The sequence below is a fragment of the Klebsiella sp. GN_Kp190 genome (genome assembly GCF_040061795.1).
Taxonomy (GTDB): Bacteria; Pseudomonadota; Gammaproteobacteria; order Enterobacterales; family Enterobacteriaceae; genus Klebsiella; species Klebsiella michiganensis.
On the sequence record NZ_JBEAFN010000005.1, the window covers coordinates 47,265 to 70,146 of the forward strand.

The window sequence follows — 22,882 nt, forward strand, 5'->3', positions numbered from 1 at the left end:
GCCGGAATGTAAAAGAGAGTCTGATACACATCATTGAAGGCCCGCTCCTCCTCATTGCAAACCCTGGCTTTGTTGAGTCTGGCAGCTATATGCCAGAAGCGGATGTCTTAAGCCTGTTCTTTCCTTTAAATGCGAATACCGCAGGATATCGACCTGAATATTATTGATTTCATATCAAATACTTGCAATGGATTTTTAGCTATGGAAGAGATAAAAATCGCTGATGCTATATGAAACATTTTAATAATGACGGAATCGGATGTTGTTCGTAATGACCTTTAATTTGGAATGAGATATAACGTGCCTCGAAGAAAATTAACATTCTCATAACTTAATTAGGGTTAAGCAAATGAAGCAGGTTGGCATTGTTGGTTGGCGAGGAATGGTCGGTTCTGTTTTGCTACAGCGAATGATCGAAGAGAACGACTTCGACAATATATCAGCGCATTTTTTCAGCACCTCCAGTGCAGGAGCCGCCGGTCCTGTCATTGATGGCGTCAGCTACACACTTAAAGATGCTAATTCCGTGAGTGCGCTGGCCGAAATGGACATCATCATAACCTGCCAGGGCGGGGATTATACCAAAGCAATATACCCTGCTTTGCTTAACCATGGCTGGGAAGGCTACTGGATTGACGCGGCTTCAGCGCTGCGGATGGATGAGAAAGCCTGCATTATTCTCGACCCCGTCAACCGCAACAATATCGATCGTGCAATTAAAGAAGGTATTAAACTTTTTGTCGGCGGCAACTGTTCCATTACGCTGAGTCTTATGGGGCTGGCTGGGTTGATAAAGGCTGACTTGATCGAATGGATGAGTGTGATGACCTACCAGTCCGCATCGGGTGCTGGTGCACAGTATGTACGGGAACTCATTGCGCAAAGTGCTTACATAAGCCGCCATTTATCTCCGGATGAGCTGGCATCCTCAGGTTCAGTGCTTCCGTTAGTTAATAAGGTCAGTGAATGGATTAACAGCGCTGATATGCCGACCCAAAACTTCGGTGCACCTTTGATGGGCAGCATCATTCCCTGGATTGACAGCGATTTAGGCGATGGCAATAGCCGTGAAGAATGGAAAGGTGAGGCGGAAACCAACAAAATTTTAGGCCTTTCTCCCGGTACGATCCCGGTAAACGGCTTATGCATACGCGTCGGCGTGATCCGCTGCCACAGCGCTGCTATAACCCTTAAGCTCAAGCGTGAAGTCAACGAAGAGGAATTTGCCGAATTAGTGATGAATTCCCACCCCTGGGTTAACTATGTGCCCAATAACAAGGAAGAGAGTGTCAGTACCCTGACACCGGCCTGTATCAGCGGTTCGCTTAAGGTGGGTATTGGTCGTTACAAGAAAATGTCGCTAAACAATGAACCGATCTACTCGGTCCTGACGGTCGGCGATCAGCTATTGTGGGGAGCAGCGGAACCATTGCGCCGCATGTTGAATATTTTGGCTGGAAAAGCTTGAATCATATTATGTGGACAAAACACCTCCCCCTAAACTCAACGGCATAAATATAAGCTGTATACGGAGCACTTGATGGTCACCACACATGTTTTTATCGCGGTCAGTCTTGATGGTTATATCGCCCGACAGGATGGCGATATCGACTGGCTGTTGCAGCGCGATGACCCAACAGAAGATCATGGCTATGCCGCATTCATCGCGGACAAAGATTGGATCGTTATGGGCCGGGGGAGCTATGAGAAAGCGCTGACTTTTGACCAATGGCCTTACGATCGACCCGTGCTGGTTCTCTCCCGACAGCTAACCGATACCGCCATTCCCGAGGCGCTGAAGGGCAAAGTGCAGCTCTCAAGCCGCACGCCGGGGGAAGTGCTTGCTGACCTGGCGGTGCAAAACGCGCATCGCGTCTATCTGGATGGCGGGCAGGTAATACAGTCGTTCCTGCGTGAAGGTCTGGTCGCCGATATCGTTATCACGACCGTTCCTGTCCTGCTTGGTTCGGGAAAACCATTGTTCGGATCCCTGACCAGGGATATCGATTTGACGCTGTTATCAAGCCGCAGCTTCCCTTCGGGACTGGTGCAGTCGCACTATCGGCTGACGTCATAAACGGCCTATAAACCTGACGGCGGCCTACGCTAAAGCAACAGTGCCGCCCTGCCAGCGGTACTTACCTTGTTCTTGCGATACCTCTGGCTACTCCCTTTGCATTGAACAGCGCAAATTAGCTTTAACAGAAGCAGAGCCGGTAACCAAACAGATCGTAAACTTCCATGACATCTCCTCAGTCCTGCCTCACTATTTTCGGGCGACCATAACCATATTGTTTTCCACGTAATTCGTTTCTGAACTACTTAATATTTTTCACACTGACGCAGGGGGTCGGTCTGTTAAACCCGTGGCGATTCAGTATCATTATAGGCTGTTGATTCACAGCCTATCGTGGATTTCTGTGTTGACTTATTTAATCAATTCTTTAAGGCGACCGATTAAGTTCGTATATTCCTCCGGTTGCTCAGTGAATAGTTTGGCGTATTTAGCTATAGTGTCCGGTGATACAAACAGGAACGTATTGGACTCCTGCAATTGTTCAAAGGTTGTAGTGACAGATTTGTGGCACGGCGATTGTGTGATTGCACTGTGCGATTTTTTTGACGCAAAGAACAAGCGTACGGTCACGCTTGGAGCGCCGAAAAGCTCTTCACAGATGAAAAGGATGTGGCCAAGTTTGGCATTTTCATCGCGCTCAACCGCCTGAAACTCACCATTTACTGCACTCAGTACACCTTTTGCAATCTCCATAGCGCTGCCGCCACTTAAACCAGGAAGAAGCTGCTGAATAATCTGAGTGTTAACGGTAACACCGCTGTTTTTAATGGTCATCATGTTTCTGGTCTTTTGCACTTCAACAAAAAATCCAGATCCACCGATTAAATTACTCCATGCTTCATAATCGAATAATGATTTTTTTGTCTCATGAAGCGCTGCGGTCATGGCAGCGAACAATACTGTGACACTATCAAATAGATCTTTAGTCCTGTGAGTAAGTTCCGGTGTAGTAGACACATAAAATATATTTCCCGTTTGGTTCATTCGGAATTGGGCTTCCTTCTCAGTATCACCGTTACTCGCAGCCATAAAATTACCACCTGCATTTTTTGTGAGTGCAGGTGATGCGAAAGTGTATGAATCCAACGGGACGGAACCTGCATTAACAGTTTTACAAATATCAGCTCCGACTAATTTTTCAATAATCATAAATCCCCCTCATTAATAGATATATGACAGAAGGCATAGAAACGCCAAAAATATGTAATATGCTACATATCCTTATGATTCGGGTACGGCCTTCATTAATAATGATGCCCGTGGAAGAACGTTTAAAATGTGATAAGGATCTTAAATTTAGCGTATATATTATAAAAACCGATCAATTCTTAATGATTAATCATTTATGCGAATATAATCACGCTGAAATATAAGTCGCAATGATCTTTTAGGGGCATTCAGTATTATGATAGTGTTATTCAGCAAGCTATTTATTGAATGGGTTTACCTATCGCATATTAGGCCTACCCTGATGCGATAACCATTTTTGTTAAAAATAAGAAATCGAATAATTTATTAGGGAAACTATATGGCAAGGAGGCATATTTTTTCTCTGTCGGAAGAGAATCATTACTCGCATTGCCATACGATGAATTAACGCAGTCCAAGTGGGCCATTCAGTAAGCATGATCTGGCCTTATAAGTGGTCAACGTAAACCCGCCAGCCGTTTTGGTTTTGCCGTCCTTCTTTGCTATCTGAAAAATTTCGGCTTTGCCCCGGATATCCCCCCCCCTCTGATGCGCTACTGAAGCATATCGCCAACAGGTTAAAACTCACAGGGAACCTCTGGCCCGCTTACCTTTGCGGCAGGGATACGACCCATTGTGAGCATTCAATCGAACTTATGACAAAGCTGGTTGGCAACTGGAACAACCAGAAAAAGAAGAGGGAATGGGCTTTGGATCCCCTCAGTCGTAGAGTAAAAACATCTATCCGCAACGTGGTTGGGCACGCTACCGCGGCCAGACCTGCGGAAACTCATCGGCGACAAGCGGCTCTCCGTTGCGAAGCTTAAGCCCCGGAAACGGCGGCGACGTCACGCCGCCGCGGTCGGCGAATGTCGCATCATCCCCTACCCAACGGGCGGAAAATACCCGCCGCGCGCGGGCGGTTGAATTGCCCTTTGCCCCATGCAGCGTGCGGAAATGAAAAGCGACCGCATCGCCCGGCTCCAGCGCCCAGCTGACGATATCGTAATCCTCCTGATGGGCATCAATGTCCGGCAGCTCTTTAAAGCGCGAATGGGAATAGAGCTTTGAACCGTTAAACCGCGTTGGGCTGAACTCATCGTCCCAGCGATGGGAACCGCGAATACAGCGCAGCGAAATCGCCTCCGCTACCGGATCGAGCGGGATCCACAGACTGACATTCTGCCGCCCCTCCACGCAGTAATAGGGCTGATCGTGGTGCCATGGCGTTACCGTACTGCCGCCGGGCTGTTTCACCAGCGTGTGCTCGTGGAAAAACTTCGCCGTCTGCGACCCCATCAGCGCCGCGGCGATCTCCGCCGCTGGCGACTGAAAAACAAAATCGCGAAATTCCGGGATTCGTTGCCAGTTGCAATAGTCCTGAAAAAACGGCGCCGAGCCGTCCTCGGGGATCACCGTTCGCGCGTGACCGTACTCGCTGGGGTTCGCCATCAGCGCGGCGACGCCGCGCGACAGGCTCTCGATCCACGGCGTGAACACGCCTTTAAGTAGCACGACGCCGTCGGCCTGCCAGCGGTCGATGGTCTGTTGATCAATAAGCGGGGAGTTCGGGTTTTGCATAGTCGCCATCCTGTGTTGATAAATCAGCGAAGAGAATCGGAGGGATCGGCGCGCATCCAGGCGCAAAGGTTTTCCAGCATCGCCATACAGCGTTCGGTCTGGGGGATACTGATATATTCGTCCGCCTTGTGGCCCTGAGCCATGCTGCCCGGCCCGCAGATCAGCGTCGCGACGCCCGCCTCGTCAAACAGGCCGCCTTCGGTGCCGTAGGCGACGGTGGTGAAATCGTCGCTGCCGCACCACTGCGCCAGCCAGCGGGCGAACTCTGACTGCGGGTCGCTCAGCAGCCCCGGATAGTGGCTCAGCGTCTGGAAATGAATATCGCTGCGCTGCGCCACCTTGCGCATCGCCGGAAGCAGCTGCTCGCGGGCATAATCGCCCAGGGCGTCGGTCACGGCCTGCGGGCGCGTGCCGGGTAAATAGCGAATCTCAAAGTCGAACCAGCAGGATTGCGGAACGATATTCAGCGCCGCGCCGCCGTGAATCGTCCCCACCTGCAGCGTGCCCGAGGGCGGCGAAAACCGGCTATCCTGCTGCTGCGCAAGGCTTTCACCCAGCGCGTCCAGCCGGGAAATCAGCCTGGCCGCGTAGCTGATCGCGTTAACTCCTTCCGGGGCGTAGGCCGAGTGGCAGGCGTGCCCTTCCACGCGGCAGCGCACCGCGAGCTTGCCTTTATGGCCGTAGACCGGGCGCATGTCGGTCGGCTCGCCGATAATGCACAGCGCCGGTTTCCCGGCGGAGGCGCGGAGAAAATCCACCAGGCTGCGCACGCCCAGGCAGCCAACCTCCTCATCATAAGAGAATCCCAGGTGCAGCGGCATCCGCAGCGGCGCGGCAAGAAACGCCTCCAGCGACGCCAGCACGCAGGCGATAAACCCTTTCATATCCGCGCTGCCGCGACCGTAGTAGCGCCCGTCACGTTCGGTAAGGGCGAACGGCGGCACCGTCCACGCCTGACCATCCACCGGCACCACGTCGGTATGGCCGGAGAGCATCACCCCGCCGGGGCCGGTTGGCCCAAGGCGGGCATAGAGGTTTGCCTTGCGCCCTTCGTCGTCATAAAACAGCTGCGACGTCACGCCGCGCGCGCGCAGAAAGTCGCCGATCCAGGCAATCAGCGCCAGATTCGACTCGCGGCTGGTGGTATCAAACGCCAGCAGCTCGCCGAGGATCTCACGCACGCGGTTATTCATCGCCCGGCACCCCGTAGGTCGGCGCTTCGCGCGGGTCAAGCGCGCGGGTGATGTACGCTTCCATCTGCGGCTCGTAGGCCAGCCACAGCGCTTCCAGCGCCGCTACCGGGCGTTCTTCCGCCCAGTCGACGCGTAAATCCACCACCGGCCAGGCGTAATCCTCCACGACTTTAAGCGCCGCCGAGTGCTCCGGCCCGGCTTCGCCGCCCGCATCGATACCCGCCTGCAAAGCCGCGATCAGGCGGCTGGCCAGTTCGCCGCTGGCGGCTTCGAACGCCGCCGTCATGGCGGTAATCACCTGCGGGTTGGCCAGCATATTCCCCGCCGCCACGCAGTTCTCGCCCTGCGCCAGCTGCCAGATGCCGAGCGTATGTTCGCCGCTGAACACGGCGCTCTCGCCGCTGGCGTCGATGACCGCCACCTGGCGATAATCGCTAAACCGGTCTTCGCCCAGCGCCTGCGTCAGGGCCTGCTGCGGCGTGAGCCCCGCCTCAAGCCCGGCAAGGATCTGCGGTCCGAGCGCGGGCAGCGTGATGTTCTGGCTGGACACCGCGCCAACTCCCGCCAGCAGCCACGGGCAGCGAGCGCCGACGGCAATGCTGGATGAGCTAATCGCAATGCCCAGTTGACCCGACTCCGGGCACAGGGCGGAAATAGAGAGGGTCATGGTGCCTCCTGCGCATGCCAGTCGTCAGGGATCACCGCCGTGACGTCAATTTCCATCAGCCACTGCGGCTGCGCGAGAGCCGATACCACCACGCCGGTCGAAATGGGAAACACGCCTTTGAGCCATTTCCCCACCTCCTGGTACACCGGTTCGCGGTAGCGCGGGTCGATCAGATAGGTCGTCGTTTTCACAATATGCGTCAGATCGCTGCCGGCCTCTTCCAGCAGCTGTTTAACGTTCTTCATCGCCTGTTCCGCCTGGGCGCGCGCGTCGCCCAGCCCAATCAAATTGCCGTCAAAATCGGTACCCACCTGGCCGCGAACGTACACGGTGTTTCCCGCGCGCACCGCCTGGCACAGATCGTTATTGAGCGTCTGATTGGGATAGGTTTCTTTGGTGTTAAACATCCGAATACGGGTATGGGTTGGCATAGGTTGCGTCCTCAAATCAGGCATTAGCAGGAAGGTTGATAGCATTGATACTGGCGCTGAATGGCAATCTGGTCGGCGATATATTTCGCATCGTGCCAGACACCCCAGATAAAGGTTGAGCCACGGCGGGAGAGCCACGGCAGACCGAGGAAATAGACGCCCGGTTCGCTGGCGACGCCGCGGTGGTGCTGCGGGCGCTGCTGTTCATTAAAGGCGTTGACCTTCAGCCAGCGGTAATCGGTGGTATAGCCGGTAGCCCAGATAATGCAGCTCACCCCCGCGGCTGCCAGGTCGAGCTCGGTGAGGGGCTGGGTCAGGCAATCGGGGTCGGGCAGGAAAAAGCGCGCTTCCGGCTCTTCCGGCAGCGACAGCCCGTTGCGGGCGATATACTCATCCGCTGCGTCGAGCAGCGCCAGATAAGAGGCATCGCCGAGACGAATGTTGTCCGCCAGATCGGCACGGAATACGGCTTTGCCCTCGGTAAAGCCGTGCGTCTGTCCGACCAGGGTAATTCCCTGGTGCGCCAGCTGGCGAAAATCAACGGTATGACCGCCGCGCGCGCCGCTGACCGCAATCGTCACGTGCTCTTTGCCGGGCTGATTGGCCGCCGCATCCCACAGCCCTAACACCCCCAGCCACCAGCAAAAATCGCGCTGGCGGTAGCGGCGCGGCGGGCGATCGTGCGCGCCGACGGAGAGCCACACCGCGCGCCCCGCCCGGCGGAGCTCATCGGCGATTTGCACGCCGGACGACCCCGCGCCAACCACCAGCACGCCGCCTTCCGGAAGCTGCTGCGGGTTGAAATAGTGTGCGGAATGAATCTGCTGTACAGCGCTATCCTGCGGCGCGATGGCCGGTATCACCGGGCGCTGGAACGGCCCGGTGGCGGCGACGATACGCTGCGCCTCAATCACGCCCAGTGACGTTTCCACGCGAAATCCCGGACGGCCTTTTAAACGCTCGGCGCTAAAGACCTCAACGCCGGTTTTGATCGGTGCATTAAAGGTTTTGGCATACGCGGCGAAGTAGTCGGCGATCTGCTCTTTGGCGACAAAGCTGTCGGCGTCGCAGTCGGGAAAGGTCATGCCGGGAAACCGATCGTGCCAGGCCGGGCCGTTGGCCACCAGCGAATCCCAGCGGCCGCTGCGCCAGGCCTCAGCGATGCGCTTTTTTTCCAGCACCAGATGGGGAATGCCGTGATGCGTCAGATGCTCGCTCATGGCGACGCCCGCCTGCCCCGCGCCTACCACCAGGGTATCGATCTCTGTAATCTGCTCTGTCATATCTGTGTCCTTCAAGCACGGTTGTCCGGCTTATCCGCCGGGATTGACAGAACTCAGGTTAAGTAAGTGTGATGAAATGGTAAATTATTATAAAACGATCGTCTGAATAGAAATTTACGAGGCTGAATAACGCGACAAGAAAATAACGCTTGCGGCCGCGTTAATTAAATTACGCGTGCTGATGCGGCGTTAATTCTATGCTGCGGCAATAATCCATAAATAGCTGCGTCGGACGCGTGGGTTCATTATTGGCAAGATGCGCCATAATTAATGTTGACGCAGGCATTTCGTCGGCAATATCCAGCTGCACCAGCTTTTCGCCGTCATAGGTCATATCGCACAGCGGACGGGTAACCAGTACCGAAAAGCCTAATCCCTGCCCGACCATACAGCGCACCATTTCTATGGACGGCGAACTGTAGGCCACTTCCGGGTGATAACCTTTCTCTTTAAATATCGAGACAAAATAGTTTTTGCTGGGGACCGCATCGAGCAAAATCATCGGTTCCCGGCTTAATTCCTGGAGCGTGACGCATTTTTTCTGCGCCAGCGGATGAGAAGCGGGCAGCAAAGCATAGGGTTTATGCGGGGCGTTCAGCAGCTCTTTATGAATGGAGTGACCCAGTTCCAGGTCGTAGACCAGCGCCAGATCGAAGCGTCCGCGGTGCAGACCGTGCATCAGTTCATGCTGTTCGCCGTCGTAGAGCTGGAGAGTAATTTCGGGATACATTTTTTTAAATCCCGCTACCAGTTTTGGCATATACAGCGGCGCGACGGATTCAAAGCAGCCGACGGAAATAGTCCCGGATACCAGCTCTTTATCCGCCCGCGAGTTCTGCTCAAACTCATACGACAGCCGCAGCAGCTCTTTGGCTTTATCGTAGAAGCGCCGCCCGCTTGAGGTCAGGGATACGCCCTGCGCATGGTGACGAATAAACAGCTGCTGGTCGAAGGTACTTTCGAGGTTTTTAATCGCAATAGAGATCGACGGCTGGGCAATGTGCAGCTGACGGGAAGCCTCAGCGATACTCTCCGTTTCCACCACCGTCACGAAATATTTAAGCTGTTTGAGGGTAAATCGGTTCATCGCTTCACCATTGATAAAATATTGTCTTATTACGAACGGGCTTAGTTTTACGATAAGCAGCCTGCAAGCATCGTGCCATGCCGTTTGCGCTTTACCTCGTCGGCAAATAGCCGCCGTTTCTATTTAATAACCCGCCCTCTTTTTTTGCCTGATTTCGCGTATTGCACCATAAAGCATCGCCCTGCACCTTATTCGCCCGCGGCGCGCCCCAATATTGCACAAATTGTCATTTTACGAAAAATCAGGTTTAAAAATAAGGGTGATTGTTTTTAAGTTGTTTCAATACTGTTTCTCATTAATTGCGTTAAATTCCCTGAGGTTAATATAGCTGTATAGTTTTTTTAAACTTAAAGGCCAAAAATTTACTAATTGCCACCGGTCGAAGAGTGCCAGCATAGTGTCATGGCAAGATGAACGCCGGCGGCTCCCCATTTTAGAACAGGGGAATCGCCTTAATTTCCGTTAATTATGGCGAGTGAAATAGCCCATGACGTTTAACTGGAACTATATGTTAAGCCTGCTCAGCGATATCGATTTCTGGCAGGCCACCTGGACCGTCATCAAATTAAGTTTGCTGACCTGGGCTTTCAGTATTGTGCTGGGGTTTATTCTGGCGCTGGCCAAACAGTCGCCGCGCAAGCTGTTTAACGCGCCTGCCCGCCTCTATATCTGGCTGTTTCGCAGCATGCCGCTGCTGGTGCTGCTGATTTTTGTCTACAACATGCCGCAGGCGCTACCCTCCTTCGCCCCGGTGCTGAACGACCCGTTCTGGGCCGGACTGCTGGCGATGGTGCTGAGCGAAGCCGCCTATATTGCTGAAATTCATCGCGGCGGACTGCTGTCGATTCCCAAAGGACAGAGCGAAGCCGCCCGCGCGCTCGGGCTGCGCTATGCTGGCACCCAGTGGCGTGTGGTGATCCCGCAGGCGCTGCGCGTCGCCCTGCCGGCGCTGGCTAATGAGTATATCGCCATCGTCAAGCTCAGCTCGCTGGTGTCGGTTATCTCCCTGACCGAGATCTTAATGGTCGGCCAGCGCCTCTATTCGCAGAATTTCCTCGTCATGGAGACCATGGCGGCGGTGGCGTTTTACTACATCCTGATCGTCACGGTGTTTGATTTCCTGCTTAAGCGCCTCGAGACCTGGCTCGACGTCACCCAGCGTAAGACCACGCGACCGGTGGATGAAGAAATGCAGCAGTTGGCCACCGCGCGGCGTCCGGTAATGGCCCGCAGCGTTAGCGTCGCGCAGGAACCGGCGCTGCAGGCGTCAAAGCTGCATAAAGCCTATAACAATGTCGAAGTGCTGGGCGCCGTCAGCCTGCAAATTCAGCCCGGCGAAGTGGTCTCCGTCATCGGCCCGTCCGGCTCCGGTAAAACCACGCTGATCCGCCTGCTGAACGGCCTTGAGCAGATTGATAACGGCGAGATCAAAATCAACGGCCAGCCTTTTATTCACCTTGACCGCCAGGGGCAGCAGAAGCCGCGTTTTATGGAAAACAGCGAGCATCGCCAGAATATCGGCATGGTCTTCCAGAGCTTCAACCTGTTCCCCCACCTGACCGTACTCGGCAACCTGCTGCTGGCGCCGCGCTATCACCATCTGGCCAGCGAAGGCGAGCTGAAGCAGCACGCCTGCGAACTGCTGCATAAAGTCGGCATGCTGGAACACGCGTGGAAATATCCGCATCAGCTTTCCGGCGGCCAGCAGCAGCGGGTAGCGATTGCTCGCGCCCTGATGATGCGCCCACAAATTATGCTGTTCGATGAGCCCACCTCGGCGCTGGATCCGGAAAAAGTTAACGAGGTTCTGCAGGTTATCGAATCGCTGGCCCATGAAGGCATCACCATGGTGATCGTCACCCATGAAATGAACTTCGCCTTTAAGGTTTCCGATCGAATTGTGTTTATGGAAAAAGGACGCGTGGTCTGCGACGACACGCCTCAGGCAATGCGCGACGGCCAGCATCCGCGCGTGGACGCCTTCCTGAAAGATGTCTCTTTGGCTTAACGCCTCCGTTCCCGAAAGGAGAAAAATATGATCGCGCAGTGGCAAATCGAACAGTTTCATCAGCAGGGTTTTCTGGTTGTCGAAGAGGTGCTTTCCGCCGAGGAAGTCGCGCTGCTGCAGGCCGATTTCGACGCCTGGGTCGAAGAGAGCCGACAGCATAGTGAGGTGTGGGGCGAAACCCTGGACGGTCGGCCGCGTTTCGACCTCGAAAGCGACCACGCGCCCCATCATCCGTCGCTGCGCCGTGTGAGTTCCCCCACGGAGATTTCCGCCGCCTACCGCCACGCCGCGCTTGATTCGAGAATGGCGGCGATTGCCGGCCAGCTGATCGGCGGCAGCGGGACCCGCTTCCATCACAGCAAAATCAACTCCAAGCTGCCGCACACCGCCACGCAGGTGAAATGGCACCAGGATTTTCTGTTTACCCCCCACAGCAATGACGACATCATCACCGCCCTGCTGATGGTCAGCGAAGTGACGCCGGAGAACGGTCCGCTCAACGTGGTGCCGGGAAGCCATCGGGGACCGCTGTGGTCCCACTGGCAAAACGATCGTTTTACCGGCGCCGTGGATCGGGAGGTTGAAGCGACCCACTGCCAGCAGCCGCAGGCCTGTTTTGGCCCGGCGGGATCGGTGTGCTTTATGCATACTCGTCTGCTCCACGCCTCCAGCCCCAATGAAACCGACCTGCCGCGGACGCTGTTTATCAGCGTCTACGCGGCGGAAGATGCCCTGCCGTACGGCGAAAATCCGCTGCCCAGCGCGCACGCCGGGCAGATGGTTGCCGGGGAAGAGAGCGGCCTGGTGCGCAGTACCGTGAATCATTTACGCCTGCCGCAAAAACCGCGCGGCGCATCCTTTTTCGTCCAGCAGGCCGGTACCGATCGCGCCAGCATGTAATTTGCCCACTCTCTGGAGGTTGTATGAAACGTTTTAAAGCTTTCCGCCCTGCTGCCCTGCTCCTTTGCACCGCCGGCGCCCTGTCGTCCTTTAGCGCTCAGGCCTTCCAGCAGCCGGGGAAAATCACCGCCGGTTCGGATATGACCTTTTTCCCGTATGAATATATGGAAAACAACAAGCCCGCCGGGTTCGATATCGAGTTTCTTGCCGGGCTGGCGAAAACCATGGGCCGCGAGGCGGTGAATATTGATACCCGGTTTCCGAATTTGATTCCGGGCTTGCAGGGGGGACGCTTCGATATCACCAACTCGTCGATGTACATCACCGCCGAGCGTCTGAAGGTTATCGATATGGTGCCCTATCTGAAAAGCGGCGAAGCGATCCTCGCGCTAAAAGGCAGCGAGTATCAGCCGAAAACGCCGGAAGCGTTTTGCGGCCACAAAATTGGTTCAATGGGGGCGACGTCATGGCTGGCGCAGCTGCAAAAGCTCTCTGCCGACTACTGCGTGAAAAAGGGCCTGAAGCCGATAGCGCTCAGTGAATACACCACAGACCCGCAAACCACCCAGGCGCTGCTCTCGCGGGCGGTTGAGGCACAAATCACCGATGCGGCGGTGGCGCGCGGCGTGATCGACAAGCTTGGCGATCGGGTGACCATCTCTTCCGAAACCTTGATCTATCCGGTGCTCAACGGCTTTGGGGTGAAAAAGGGCAATAGCGAAGTGAAAACCGCGCTGGAGGAAGGGCTGAAGAAATACAGCGCGACGCCGGAATACGCCGCGCTGCTGAAGAAATATAACTTCCAGGCCCCGACGCCAGAGGATCTGCAGACCCTGATGCCGAAAGCGGAGTAATCATATGGCCCGCTCTTATGAAGAACAGACGCGTATCGACCTGGCGGCGACCTTTCGCATCATCGCCCATCTCGGGATGCACGAAGCGGTGGCCAACCACTTTAGCGCGGCCATCTCGGCGGACGGCAAAAAATTCCTGCTGAATCCGAAGTGGAAACACTTTTCGCGCATCCGCGCCAGCGACCTGCTGCTGCTGGACGCCGATGATGAAGCCTGCGCCCGGCGAGCGGACGTGGACGCCACGGCGTGGGCGATTCACGGGCAGATCCACCAGCGCCTGCCGGAGGTGCGGGTGGTACTGCACCTGCATCCGGTGTATACCACCAGCGTTGCTTGCCTCGAGACGCCGCATATCCCGCCGATCGATCAGAACACGGCGCGCTATTTCAATCGGGTAGCCGTCGATAGGTTGTACGGCGGCATGGCGGACACCACGGCGGAAGGCGCGCGTCTGGCGTCGCTGCTGGCCGACAAGCGCCGGCTGCTGATGGGCAACCACGGCGTACTGGTGACCGCACCGTCGATTGGCGAGGCTTTCGATGATATCTGGACTCTGGAGCGCGCCTGCCAGATTCTGGTGACCGCCTGGTCAACGGGGCAGCCGCTGAAAGTGCTCTCCGATGCGGTGGCGGAGAAAACCGCGCAGGACTGGGAGGGGATCGCCGACTTTTCACGCCAGCATTTTGCAGAGATGAAGCAGATGATGATCGACGCCGACCCGTCCTTGCTGGAGTGACGGTTTACTCCCGGAGAAAGGCGCCACCGGGCATACGGAGATAAGCCGGATTTGAGGTATCGAGGCGCGGATTTTGCCGCAGGACTGGCGACAGAATCCGCAAGTTACGCGCTTGTAGCCCCGGTAAGGCGCCAGCCGCCACCGGGGAAAAGGCGGCTAGTAGCGCACGCAAACCGACTTTGTTTCGCACCAGTCGTCCAGCCAGTCGGGGCCGAAATCGCGGCCGGTACCGGACTGCTTCATGCCGCCGAACGGCAGGTTGGCGTCGATCAGCGTATGGCTGTTGACCCACACCGTCCCCGCCTGCAGGCGATCGGTATAGCTCAGCGCCTGGCTCAGGTCGCGGGTCCAGACGCTGGCGGTCAGGCCAAAATCGCTGTCGTTGGCCAGGCGCAGCGCCTCTTCCCCGTCGGCCACGCGTACCAGGTTCACCACCGGACCGAAAACCTCTTCCCGGCTAAGGCGCAGCCCGGCGTCGGGATTAATCACCAGCGTTGGCGCAATATAGTAGCCCTGCGCATTCGGCCCCACGTTACCGCTAATCAGCTCTGCCTTCTGCTGACGGGCTTCATCAAGATAGGCCGCCACTTTTGCGCAGTGCGCCTGCGACACTACCGGGTTAATCTGGCTGCTCTCAAGCATACCGGGCCCGACCTGTAGCGACTTCACCGCCTGCTCAAAGCCGCTCACCAGCGTATCGAACAGCGGCGCTTCGATATAAATTCGCGAACTGGCGGCGCACACCTGCCCCTGATTCAGAAAGCTACCGGTCATTAATCCCTCAATAACCCACTGCGGATCGGCATCTTTCAGCACGATGGCCGGGTTCTTGCCGCCCAGCTCCAGCGTGACCCGGGTAAGGCGGTCAGCGGCCACGCGGGCAATCTGTTTACCGGTAGCGGTCGATCCGGTAAAGCTCACCTTGGCGACCTGAGGATGCGAGGTCAGCGCCGCGCCGCACCCGGCGCCGCTGCCGGTCACCACGTTAAAAACGCCGCCCGGCACGCCGGCCTCGGTTGCCAGTTCCGCTACCCGCAGCAGGGTCAGCGGCGTGGTTTCCGACGGCTTAATGACGATCGAGCAGCCAGCCGCCAGCGCGGGCATCACTTTCCACATGCCGATCATCAACGGGAAATTCCACGGCACGATCCCGGCCACCACGCCCACCGGCTCTTTTTTGGTCCACGCCTGATAGCGTGCGCCCTGCGGGAAGGGGATCGATACGTCGAGGGTGCGGCCGCTGATTTTAGTGGTCAGTCCGGCGGTATAGCGCATCCAGTTCAGCGTGCAGCCCACTTCAAAGGCGCGGGAAATGTTAATCGATTTCCCCTGTTCAAGGGTCTCCAGCTGCGCCAGCTCCTCGCCGTGCTGCTCCACCAGATCGGCGAAGCGCAGCAGGATCCGTTCGCGGTCGGCGGGCGTCCGCCCTGCCCAGCTGCGGGAAACGAAAGCGCGCCAGGCGGACATCACCGCCCGATCGACATCCGCGGCGTTAGCATCCGCGGTGCTGGCGATAGCCTGACCGGTGGCCGGATCCCAGACGGTTAAGCGCTTTTCGCTCTCTGCCGCCTGCTGCGCACCGTCGAGATACAACCCATGCTGTCTGTCTAAAAACTGCTGCACGCTGGCGAGTAGCGCGACCTGTGATGTGGACATACCCCTTCCTTATTGTTCACGGATAGTGGTTTCAGTTTATGCCGGGGTCGCGATTCACGCTTTTTTCTCTGTGACATTCGCTGTTGCCGCTGTGACAGGCGCCGCAATTAAGTTGATGAGGCGGACAGAAAATGTGCAGCAGGTAATAGTTCTTTCATATACTCCGCCGTTGACCCTTGCCTCCGGCATCATAAGTGCAACAATGCAAAAACATTATTATTACAAGGGATGCGCGATGAGTACGGCAAATCGTGGGCAGAACTACCAGCATTGGTTAGCAAAAATCAATCAGGTCTGCGGGCAGTTTGCCGCCCGTCCGCTGGCTGATAATTTCCACGGTGAGATCGACGCCAGCTATGCCGGCGACCTGAAAGTCAGCACGGTGACCGCCTGCGGCATTAATCTTTACCGCACCCGACAAGAGATCCAGCGCGATAACGACGCCTGGTTTTATACCGTCTTCCAGCTCGCGGGCCAGGCAACGATCGAGCAGGATGGCCGCCAGGCGATGCTGGAAAGCGGCGATATCACCCTGATTGACGCGTCTCGTCCCTGTTCAATTATCTGGCAGCAAACCTCGCGTCAGGCCTCCCTGCTGCTGCCAAGATCGCTGCTGGAGCAACAGCTGCGCGGCAGTGAAATCAGCATCGCTACCCGGCTGGCGAAAAGCCTGCCGATGGTCCAGCTCAGCCAGCGCCTGCTGCATGAAAGCATGAACAGCCCTGAACTCTCGGCCAGCGAAAGCAAAGCGGCGCTGGAGGCCATCGTCTGCCTGCTGCGCCCGATGCTGCATCATCAGGAGGCCCAGCCTTCCCGGCGCGATAAGCAGTTTCAGAAAATCATGGCGTTAATCGATGAGTCGATTCAGGCGGAACATCTGCGCCCGGAGTGGCTGGCCAGCGAAACCGGCATGTCGGTGCGCAGCCTCTATCGGCTGTTTGCGGAAAAGGGGCTGGTGGTGGCGCAATATATCAAGAATCGTCGGCTCGATTTGTGCGCCCGCGCGCTGCAAAGCGCCCATGATGACGAAAAGCTGGCGGGGATCGGCTACAGCTGGGGCTTCAGCGATCATAGCCATTTTTCCACCGCCTTTAAGCAGCGCTTCGGCGTCTCGCCGGGGGAGTATCGCAAGCGCTGCCGATAGCTATTTTTTCAGCCATTTGCCGTTAAGGCCCTTCACGTACTCGCCCGGCTGCGCCCTGGCGACCAGCTTCTGACCGGCCATTTTCGCCACCTGATCCACCGGTAGATTATTGTCATCCGCCAGCTGCTGATAGCTGTCGCTGCGGGCGGCGTTGATCTGTTTCACCAGCTCAAGGGTTTCTTTATCCTGACGCAGCGGTTCAAGATAGCCGTTGAGGGTTTCGCCAACCCGCCCCTGCTGGCGAGCCTCATTCAGGGTCAGGGCCTGCGCCTGAGCGCTGAACAGCACCAGCGCCAGCGCGGCGGTTATCAGTCGTATTCTCATCATCGCCTCAGAACAGATCGCTACGCGATTTGAGCAGATTCTCAACGTCTTTATCCAGCTTGATATGAATTTCATGCTCAATTTTGACGTTCATATTGATGGTGATCGGCTCTTTCGATGCCGCGATTTCAATACGCGGCGTACAGCCCGCCAGCAGCGCGGTGGCCAGAAAGGCGGCGAATAGTTTGATCATTATTGTTGTTCCTTACAGGTATGACTGTCCTGACAGCGCGGCGCGGGCAGCCTGGCGTTCTGCTCCAGCCACGCCTGCAGATTGTCGCCGAAACGCAAGCTGCGCCACAGGTCAAAAATATTCTCTTCATGGGAGTAGTTTAAGTGCACCGTATTGCTTTTGCCTTCTACCCGGCTGGTGCCGCTAATCGTCGCCTTCAGCGTCAGTACGCCGAGGTTATCGAGGTTGATCCGCGTCCACGAGGTGGCCACTTCCATATAGCGCAGCCAGTTAATGGCCGCCCCGGCGGAGACGTTGTCGGCCACCAGCGCGTCAGCGGTGTCTTTATCAAGACGCATCGTCATCGGCCCCGGATTGCTGAACCAGCCGTCCTTGATAATCCATTTATCGTTATCCAGCCACAGCGGCAGCGCGCCGTTAAACGGGCCGGACACGGCGAACTGCTTCACTTTAATCGCGCTAATTAACTCGCTGCTGGAGATGTTTTGCAGACGCAGCAGCGCCGGATCGTGCTGCGGCATCCGCAGCTGCTGCATGGTCAGATTGCCGCCGAGAATATCGACGCTGACGTTGCTTAACTGTAAAGGTGCGTCTTCACTCCAGGGCCAGGCGCCCTGGAGATCCGCCGTCAGATTGCGCGCGGTGAACTGGTTGACGACTTCGCCGATGCGCAGCGATACCGGATGGCGGGTGCCAAGCTGCCAGGTGGCGTCGCTAAAGCGGAACGGCAGCACAAAATCGACGCCGTTGATCTGGTTATCCGGCATCCAGGCGCTGCCGTCTTTGAGCACACCGTGACCGCCCGCCTCGAAGCCCTGTTCGGCGGCGGCAGAGAATGCCACCTGCGCGTAGAGCGTTCCCTCACGCAGGTTCATCTTCCACTCCGGCGGCACCAACGGCTGGAAAACGGTCAGCGACTGTTTTGGCCACCACGCCTCGCCGCGCAGACGTTCGCCGTCCCAGCGCCCGGTCACGCGCACGGGGCCAATTTTTTGCGCATGCAGGGAGCCGCTGAACCGGAACCGGGTCGGATCGCGGCCATCAATGTTGAACTTAAGCGTTGACGGCGGCAGTTCGCTGCCGCCGCTGAAGGTGGTTTTCCCGGCATCCAGCGACAGCGCGCCGGTCAGTTTAGGATGCTGCTCATCGCGCAGCCAGTGGATCGGTTTTTCCAGCGTCAGGCGCGGGGTACTCACCAGCATGGATCCATACTGCAGCTTATCGAAGCCGGTCGACAGGCTGTTGAGCACAATGGCGCTATCAACCCATTCGCCCGCGCCTTTAACATCCCAGCGCGCCTGCATCGGGGTGAAATGGCCATCGCCCCAGTAGCGCCACTGCCAGCGGCCGCGGTCGGGCATAAAGTTGTCGGCCTGGCCATCAAGATGCAGGATAAAATCCCCCATCTCCTGCTCATGGGCCCGTAGAATAGCCTGCAAGCGACCATCAACGCCCTGTTGCGTCACTTTAACGCCCGCCAGAGGCCAGCGGATTTCATCGATATTCAACGAATCGATGACCCGCCCGCGCGAACGCAGCAGCGCGCCGGGGTGAAAATTGAGCACCGGCGCGGTAAGCGGCCCGCTCAGCTGCGCGGGCAGTCGGGCATAAAAAATCAGATCGCCGAGCTTGGCCTCGCCGGTCAGCTGTAGCGGCATGTCGCTGCTGTCCATGCTCAGCTTACCGGGGCCGATATTCAGCACGGCGTTGCCCTTCCCGGCCTGGCCCTGAGTGAGCACGTTAAGACGCCCGCTGACCTGCATCTGCTCGGTGCCCTGCTGCCAGTTGCCCAGCGAAAGCGCAACCCGGCCGCTCAAGGCGTTGCCCGCGTATTCGGTGTGCCAGCGGCCATCGCTGATGACGATACGATCCGGGGTGATTTCCCACGGCAGGTCAAGCATCGGCTCCACTTCACCGCGCGGCGTGACCAGCAGCTGCCCGCGGTTCTTCTGCCACTCCAGCTCGGCATCGACAAGACCGGGGGTTTGTGGAAATTCAAAGGTGCTGAACAGGTGGCCGTCGACCGGCAAACCGTCCGGCACCAGCGGCATCTGAAACTCGCCCACCAGCTTCACCGGCGCCTGGTCTTCCACCAGACGCGCGGAAAAATCGCTGACCGTCAGCACCTGGCCGCGCAGCCGCGCCTGGAGGGTAACCTCTTTACCGGCATAGCCGATATCCTGCTGCTGCGGCGTTAGCGACATCACCAGCCGCCCCTGCCATTTCTCCCACGGCGACAGGCGCAGATTGTCAATCGTCAGCCAGCTGTAAGGGAGCATTGATTGCCATTCGGCGAGGGTTTTCGGCGCCCCCGGCGCGGCTTCGCTTTCCGGGAGCTTGTTCAGGCAGGCGCTGTTTATATCCAGCTCGCTGATATGTAAACGCCAGCGGCTGGGACGCGAGAGCGAGGCATTGGCGACGCGCGCGATTTCGCAGTCGCCGACCAGGTAGCGCAGATCCGGAATACGCAGCGCGGAGCGCGTCAGTCGCGGGCTTTCATTAAGTGAGATTCGGGTTCCCGCCGGTAGCCAGATACCTGCCAGCGTGGGCACCCAGTGGGTGAGCGTTAATAGCAAAGCCAGCGGTAGCAGCACGAGGGCTAATAATAGCGCGATGGCGGCTTTATATTTACCCTTCATGGGCAGCTAATATCCTGATTCGAAATAAGTAAAAGCCGAGAGGCCGCTATTGTGGCACGTTCGACCTGTGAGTTAAAGTTTCCATCCCGTTTAAGCGTAGTCGCCGCTATGTGATTCACCAGCCGGCTATTTAACCGGGGTTTAGTTTTCGCCTGCGACACTGGTTCACACCTGCGAACGTAAACGGATGGTGCTGTGGACTTAATTATCTCGCTGATGGAATACGCTCAGAGCCGCTATTCATTGGTATTGCTGATGGTTTTCCTGCTGACGTTCACGAAATCTTGCGCCGTTATCTCGCTGCTGATCCCCGGCACCTCCGGACTGCTGCTGTTCGGTACCCTGGCATCGGCCAGCGTCGGCCATTTTTTGTTAATGTGGATGAGCGCCAGCCTCGGCGCCATCGGCGGATTCTGGCTCTCGTGGCTGACGGGCTACCGCTACCGGCACCATCTGCATCGTATCCGCTGGCTTAATGCCGAACGCCTCGCTCGCGGCCAGCTGTTCCTGCGCCGCCACGGCGCGTGGGCGGTCTTTTTTAGCCGCTTTCTCTCTCCGCTGCGCGCCACCGTGCCGCTGGTCACCGGCGCCAGCGGGACCTCTCTCTGGCAGTTTCAGCTCGCTAACGTCAGTTCAGGTTTACTCTGGCCGCTGGTCCTGCTGGCGCCAGGGGCGCTGAGCCTCAACTTTTAATGAAACGTATTGTCTTTTAAAGAGATTTCTTAACTCTACGATATGCTCTAGAATTAATACTATAACCTGCTGATTAAACTAGTTTTTAACATTTGTAAGATTATTTTAATTATGCTACCGTGACGGTATTATCACTGGAGAAAAGTCTTATGAAAATCGCTGTATACAGTACGAAACAGTACGACAAGAAGTATCTGCAGCACGTCAATGATGCATACGGCTTTGAACTGGAATTTTTTGACTTCCTGCTAACCGAAAAGACCGCCAAAACCGCCAACGGCTGTGAAGCGGTGTGCATCTTCGTAAACGATGACGGTAGCCGCCCGGTACTCGAAGAACTGAAAGCCCACGGCGTGAAGTACATCGCGCTGCGCTGCGCGGGGTTCAACAACGTTGATCTCGATGCCGCGAAAGAGCTGGGCCTGCGCGTGGTGCGCGTCCCCGCCTACTCACCGGAAGCGGTCGCAGAGCACGCGATCGGCATGATGATGTCGCTAAACCGCCGCATTCATCGCGCCTATCAGCGCACCCGCGATGCGAACTTCTCCCTTGAAGGACTAACCGGTTTCACCATGCACGGTAAAACCGCCGGCGTTATCGGTACCGGTAAAATCGGCGTCGCCGCGCTGCGCATTCTGAAAGGCTTCGGTATGCGTCTGCTGGCATTTGATCCCTACCCAAGCGCCGCCGCGCTGGATATGGGCGTGGAGTATGTCGATCTTGAAACCCTGTACCGGGAGTCTGACGTTATTTCCCTGCACTGCCCGCTGACCGATGAAAACTACCATTTGCTGAACCATGCCGCGTTCGATCGCATGAAAGACGGGGTGATGATCATCAACACCAGCCGCGGCGCGCTCATCGATTCTCAGGCAGCGATCGACGCCCTGAAGCATCAGAAAATTGGCGCGCTGGGGATGGACGTATATGAGAACGAACGCGATCTGTTCTTTGAAGATAAGTCTAATGACGTGATTCAGGATGATGTGTTCCGCCGTCTCTCCGCCTGCCATAACGTCCTTTTTACCGGTCACCAGGCGTTTCTGACCGCGGAAGCGCTGATCAGCATTTCACAAACCACCCTCGACAACCTGCGTCAGGTGGATGCTGGCGAAACCTGCCCTAACGCGCTGGTCTGATATTCCTTTCCCTTTTGTGCTCCTCCTCTGCGGGGGGCACATTCAGATAATCCCCACAGTAATCGCCTGCGATAAAGTTACAATTCCCTTCATTTATTAATACGATAAATATTTATGGAGACTAAATGAACAAGTTTGCTGCGCTGCTGGCGGCGGGAATGTTGCTATCGGGCTGCGTTTATAACAGCAAGGTGTCAACCAGAGCGGAACAGCTTCAGCATCACCGTTTTGTGCTGACCAGCGTTAACGGGCAGCCGCTGAATGCCGCGGATAAGCCGCAGGAGCTGAGCTTCGGCGAAAAAATGCCCATTACGGGCAAGATGTCTGTTTCAGGTAATATGTGCAACCGCTTCAGCGGCACGGGCAAAGTCTCGGACGGCGAGCTGAAGGTTGAAGAGCTGGCGATGACCCGCATGCTCTGCACAGACTCGCAGCTGAACGCGCTGGACGCCACGCTGAGCAAAATGCTGCGCGAAGGCGCGCAGGTCGACCTGACGGAAACGCAGCTAACGCTGGCGACCGCCGACCAGACGCTGGTGTATAAGCTCGCCGACCTGATGAATTAATAGTTACCGCAGCTTCCGCCTGCCAGCGCCTGCTCGCTGCAGCGCTTGCCGTTCGGCAATGCGCACATGCCGATAGCGGAGCCATCAAGCTGGCGGGCGACCGATAACGAGCCGCCAACCATGGCGCAGTTTGCCTGGCCGGAGCTGCTCATCGCGGCACGCATTCCCGGCGACACGTGCGCCGCCGTTGCCTGCTGAACAGGTTCATCATTGCTACTACACGCCGACAGTAACAGCGCAGCACATCCCACTAAAAACGCAGCTCGCATCTTCTCTCCCCTCAGATACATCTTAAAATGAACAAGCCTAAGGATAATAGGCAGCTCAGCGCGCCGCGTCGAGAGGCGAAGTACGTATTTATGCGCTGTATTAACATTTATTAGCAAATTTTTTGGTCGCTTTTATTCATCCTCAGTTTCAGAACGCAAAGCGCCCTCACTATGTCATCCATGATGAGGGCGCCGTTTCGGTTTGTATTTCAGGCTATTAAATTTAACTCACTGCGCAATCCGTGGTCTGGTAA

General features: G+C 56.7%; 22 protein-coding genes and 1 pseudogene. 11 read left to right on the plus strand and 12 right to left on the minus strand.

Annotated elements, in window-relative coordinates; all coding sequences use genetic code 11:
• Positions 1-349: 349 nt before the first annotated feature.
• Together asd and ABLU67_RS02235 are read left to right on the plus strand one after the other, a co-directional pair.
• A complete protein-coding gene (gene asd / locus ABLU67_RS02230) occupies positions 350-1,468 on the plus strand; it encodes an aspartate-semialdehyde dehydrogenase (RefSeq protein ID WP_348852133.1) in 1,119 nt (372 codons plus the stop codon).
• A 72-nt stretch (positions 1,469-1,540) separates the two neighbouring features.
• Positions 1,541-2,077 carry a dihydrofolate reductase family protein gene (locus tag ABLU67_RS02235; RefSeq protein WP_049082238.1) on the plus strand — a complete coding sequence of 179 codons (537 nt, stop codon included), beginning with the start codon at positions 1,541-1,543 and terminating at the stop codon, positions 2,075-2,077.
• Positions 2,078-2,428: 351 nt separating this feature from the next.
• On the opposite strand, the gene ABLU67_RS02240 is transcribed toward ABLU67_RS02235, so the two are convergent.
• Entirely contained in the window at positions 2,429-3,226 is a 798-nt protein-coding gene (locus ABLU67_RS02240) for a hypothetical protein (RefSeq protein WP_064375766.1), read from the minus strand.
• 379 nt (positions 3,227-3,605) lie between these two features.
• Here ABLU67_RS02240 and ABLU67_RS02245 point away from each other — a divergent pair.
• Positions 3,606-3,921 (plus strand): annotated as a pseudogene (locus tag ABLU67_RS02245) (DUF4158 domain-containing protein); the annotation flags it as partial.
• A gap of 109 nt (positions 3,922-4,030) precedes the next feature.
• On the opposite strand, the gene ABLU67_RS02250 reads toward ABLU67_RS02245, so the two are convergent.
• The 6 genes from ABLU67_RS02250 to ABLU67_RS02275 form a co-directional block, all read right to left on the minus strand.
• Positions 4,031-4,846 carry a phytanoyl-CoA dioxygenase family protein gene (locus tag ABLU67_RS02250; protein ID WP_116280026.1) on the minus strand — a complete coding sequence of 272 codons (816 nt, stop codon included), beginning with the start codon at positions 4,844-4,846 and terminating at the stop codon, positions 4,031-4,033.
• 23 nt (positions 4,847-4,869) lie between these two features.
• Positions 4,870-6,039, minus strand: coding sequence for an acetylornithine deacetylase (argE, locus tag ABLU67_RS02255; protein ID WP_348852134.1), 1,170 nt, complete (start codon positions 6,037-6,039; stop codon positions 4,870-4,872).
• The gene (locus ABLU67_RS02260) at positions 6,032-6,706 is read right to left on the minus strand and encodes a DUF1028 domain-containing protein (RefSeq protein WP_014229145.1); all 675 of its coding nucleotides are present in this window, start codon (positions 6,704-6,706) and stop codon (positions 6,032-6,034) included. Before ABLU67_RS02260 ends, argE begins: the two co-directional genes overlap by 8 nt.
• Positions 6,703-7,137, minus strand: a complete 435-nt coding sequence (locus tag ABLU67_RS02265) for a RidA family protein (protein WP_014838322.1) — start codon at positions 7,135-7,137, stop codon at positions 6,703-6,705. The genes ABLU67_RS02260 and ABLU67_RS02265 overlap by 4 nt, the downstream gene beginning before the upstream one ends.
• 23 nt (positions 7,138-7,160) lie before the next feature.
• On the minus strand, positions 7,161-8,420 hold the full coding sequence (locus tag ABLU67_RS02270; RefSeq protein WP_348852135.1) for an NAD(P)/FAD-dependent oxidoreductase: 1,260 nt from the start codon (positions 8,418-8,420) through the stop codon (positions 7,161-7,163).
• 169 nt (positions 8,421-8,589) lie between these two features.
• Entirely contained in the window at positions 8,590-9,507 is a 918-nt protein-coding gene (locus ABLU67_RS02275) for a LysR substrate-binding domain-containing protein (protein ID WP_009653045.1), read from the minus strand.
• Between the two features lie 487 nt (positions 9,508-9,994).
• Here ABLU67_RS02275 and ABLU67_RS02280 point away from each other — a divergent pair, with 487 nt between their 5' ends.
• Genes ABLU67_RS02280 through ABLU67_RS02295 form a run of 4 tightly spaced genes read left to right on the plus strand, consistent with a single transcriptional unit; the run spans position 9,995 to position 14,005 of the window.
• On the plus strand, positions 9,995-11,515 hold the full coding sequence (locus ABLU67_RS02280) for an amino acid ABC transporter permease/ATP-binding protein (RefSeq protein WP_049079908.1): 1,521 nt from the start codon (positions 9,995-9,997) through the stop codon (positions 11,513-11,515).
• Positions 11,516-11,542: 27 nt separating this feature from the next.
• On the plus strand, positions 11,543-12,415 hold the full coding sequence (locus ABLU67_RS02285; RefSeq protein ID WP_004850399.1) for a phytanoyl-CoA dioxygenase family protein: 873 nt from the start codon (positions 11,543-11,545) through the stop codon (positions 12,413-12,415).
• A gap of 23 nt (positions 12,416-12,438) precedes the next feature.
• On the plus strand, positions 12,439-13,269 hold the full coding sequence (locus tag ABLU67_RS02290; RefSeq protein ID WP_047723808.1) for an ABC transporter substrate-binding protein: 831 nt from the start codon (positions 12,439-12,441) through the stop codon (positions 13,267-13,269).
• 4 nt (positions 13,270-13,273) lie between these two features.
• Positions 13,274-14,005, plus strand: coding sequence for a class II aldolase and adducin N-terminal domain-containing protein (locus tag ABLU67_RS02295; protein WP_032720803.1), 732 nt, complete (start codon positions 13,274-13,276; stop codon positions 14,003-14,005).
• 156 nt (positions 14,006-14,161) lie between these two features.
• Here ABLU67_RS02295 and ABLU67_RS02300 read toward each other — a convergent pair whose 3' ends face one another.
• Positions 14,162-15,661 (minus strand): aldehyde dehydrogenase family protein, encoded by a 1,500-nt coding sequence (locus ABLU67_RS02300; protein ID WP_064375763.1) that lies wholly within the window; start codon positions 15,659-15,661, stop codon positions 14,162-14,164.
• 235 nt (positions 15,662-15,896) lie between these two features.
• On the opposite strand from ABLU67_RS02300, the gene feaR reads away from it, so the two are divergent.
• Complete coding sequence (feaR, locus tag ABLU67_RS02305; protein ID WP_025107961.1) at positions 15,897-16,805, plus strand: transcriptional regulator FeaR; 909 nt, start codon at positions 15,897-15,899, stop codon at positions 16,803-16,805.
• Here feaR and ABLU67_RS02310 read toward each other — a convergent pair whose 3' ends face one another.
• Genes ABLU67_RS02310 through ABLU67_RS02320 form a run of 3 tightly spaced genes read right to left on the minus strand, consistent with a single transcriptional unit; the run spans position 16,806 to position 19,961 of the window.
• The gene (locus ABLU67_RS02310) at positions 16,806-17,129 is read right to left on the minus strand and encodes a YdbL family protein (RefSeq protein ID WP_014838317.1); all 324 of its coding nucleotides are present in this window, start codon (positions 17,127-17,129) and stop codon (positions 16,806-16,808) included.
• Between the two features lie 7 nt (positions 17,130-17,136).
• Positions 17,137-17,322, minus strand: coding sequence for a YnbE family lipoprotein (locus tag ABLU67_RS02315; protein ID WP_004121063.1), 186 nt, complete (start codon positions 17,320-17,322; stop codon positions 17,137-17,139).
• Positions 17,322-19,961, minus strand: a complete 2,640-nt coding sequence (locus ABLU67_RS02320; protein WP_348852136.1) for a YdbH family protein — start codon at positions 19,959-19,961, stop codon at positions 17,322-17,324. The genes ABLU67_RS02315 and ABLU67_RS02320 overlap by 1 nt, the downstream gene beginning before the upstream one ends.
• 195 nt (positions 19,962-20,156) lie before the next feature.
• Between ABLU67_RS02320 and ABLU67_RS02325 the strand changes: the two genes are divergently transcribed.
• From ABLU67_RS02325 to hslJ, 3 genes are all read left to right on the plus strand, one after another.
• Positions 20,157-20,654 carry a DedA family protein gene (locus ABLU67_RS02325; protein ID WP_004850371.1) on the plus strand — a complete coding sequence of 166 codons (498 nt, stop codon included), beginning with the start codon at positions 20,157-20,159 and terminating at the stop codon, positions 20,652-20,654.
• 149 nt (positions 20,655-20,803) lie between these two features.
• On the plus strand, positions 20,804-21,793 hold the full coding sequence (locus tag ABLU67_RS02330; protein ID WP_004112629.1) for a 2-hydroxyacid dehydrogenase: 990 nt from the start codon (positions 20,804-20,806) through the stop codon (positions 21,791-21,793).
• Positions 21,794-21,918: 125 nt separating this feature from the next.
• A complete protein-coding gene (hslJ, locus tag ABLU67_RS02335) occupies positions 21,919-22,359 on the plus strand; it encodes a heat shock protein HslJ (RefSeq protein ID WP_014229134.1) in 441 nt (146 codons plus the stop codon).
• On the opposite strand, the gene ABLU67_RS02340 is transcribed toward hslJ, so the two are convergent.
• Entirely contained in the window at positions 22,356-22,628 is a 273-nt protein-coding gene (locus ABLU67_RS02340) for a DUF333 domain-containing protein (protein WP_004101621.1), read from the minus strand. The genes hslJ and ABLU67_RS02340 overlap by 4 nt on opposite strands.
• Positions 22,629-22,882 lie beyond the last annotated feature (254 nt).

What these genes read in the sequence shown, in the direction of transcription:
- ABLU67_RS02330 (WP_004112629.1), top strand. Translation starts at nt 20,804, where the DNA reads ATGAAAATCGCTGTATACAGTACGAAACAGTACGACAAGAAGTATCTG.
- ABLU67_RS02315 (WP_004121063.1), bottom strand. Translation starts at nt 17,322, where the DNA reads ATGATCAAACTATTCGCCGCCTTTCTGGCCACCGCGCTGCTGGCGGGC.
- ABLU67_RS02265 (WP_014838322.1), bottom strand. Translation starts at nt 7,137, where the DNA reads ATGCCAACCCATACCCGTATTCGGATGTTTAACACCAAAGAAACCTAT.
- ABLU67_RS02250 (WP_116280026.1), bottom strand. Translation starts at nt 4,846, where the DNA reads ATGCAAAACCCGAACTCCCCGCTTATTGATCAACAGACCATCGACCGC.
- ABLU67_RS02285 (WP_004850399.1), top strand. Translation starts at nt 11,543, where the DNA reads ATGATCGCGCAGTGGCAAATCGAACAGTTTCATCAGCAGGGTTTTCTG.
- ABLU67_RS02260 (WP_014229145.1), bottom strand. Translation starts at nt 6,706, where the DNA reads ATGACCCTCTCTATTTCCGCCCTGTGCCCGGAGTCGGGTCAACTGGGC.
- hslJ (WP_014229134.1), top strand. Translation starts at nt 21,919, where the DNA reads ATGAACAAGTTTGCTGCGCTGCTGGCGGCGGGAATGTTGCTATCGGGC.
- argE (WP_348852134.1), bottom strand. Translation starts at nt 6,039, where the DNA reads ATGAATAACCGCGTGCGTGAGATCCTCGGCGAGCTGCTGGCGTTTGAT.
- ABLU67_RS02340 (WP_004101621.1), bottom strand. Translation starts at nt 22,628, where the DNA reads ATGCGAGCTGCGTTTTTAGTGGGATGTGCTGCGCTGTTACTGTCGGCG.
- ABLU67_RS02320 (WP_348852136.1), bottom strand. Translation starts at nt 19,961, where the DNA reads ATGAAGGGTAAATATAAAGCCGCCATCGCGCTATTATTAGCCCTCGTG.
- ABLU67_RS02310 (WP_014838317.1), bottom strand. Translation starts at nt 17,129, where the DNA reads ATGAGAATACGACTGATAACCGCCGCGCTGGCGCTGGTGCTGTTCAGC.
- ABLU67_RS02275 (WP_009653045.1), bottom strand. Translation starts at nt 9,507, where the DNA reads ATGAACCGATTTACCCTCAAACAGCTTAAATATTTCGTGACGGTGGTG.
- ABLU67_RS02270 (WP_348852135.1), bottom strand. Translation starts at nt 8,420, where the DNA reads ATGACAGAGCAGATTACAGAGATCGATACCCTGGTGGTAGGCGCGGGG.
- feaR (WP_025107961.1), top strand. Translation starts at nt 15,897, where the DNA reads ATGAGTACGGCAAATCGTGGGCAGAACTACCAGCATTGGTTAGCAAAA.
- ABLU67_RS02295 (WP_032720803.1), top strand. Translation starts at nt 13,274, where the DNA reads ATGGCCCGCTCTTATGAAGAACAGACGCGTATCGACCTGGCGGCGACC.
- ABLU67_RS02280 (WP_049079908.1), top strand. Translation starts at nt 9,995, where the DNA reads ATGACGTTTAACTGGAACTATATGTTAAGCCTGCTCAGCGATATCGAT.
- ABLU67_RS02235 (WP_049082238.1), top strand. Translation starts at nt 1,541, where the DNA reads ATGGTCACCACACATGTTTTTATCGCGGTCAGTCTTGATGGTTATATC.
- ABLU67_RS02300 (WP_064375763.1), bottom strand. Translation starts at nt 15,661, where the DNA reads ATGTCCACATCACAGGTCGCGCTACTCGCCAGCGTGCAGCAGTTTTTA.
- ABLU67_RS02290 (WP_047723808.1), top strand. Translation starts at nt 12,439, where the DNA reads ATGAAACGTTTTAAAGCTTTCCGCCCTGCTGCCCTGCTCCTTTGCACC.
- asd (WP_348852133.1), top strand. Translation starts at nt 350, where the DNA reads ATGAAGCAGGTTGGCATTGTTGGTTGGCGAGGAATGGTCGGTTCTGTT.
- ABLU67_RS02240 (WP_064375766.1), bottom strand. Translation starts at nt 3,226, where the DNA reads ATGATTATTGAAAAATTAGTCGGAGCTGATATTTGTAAAACTGTTAAT.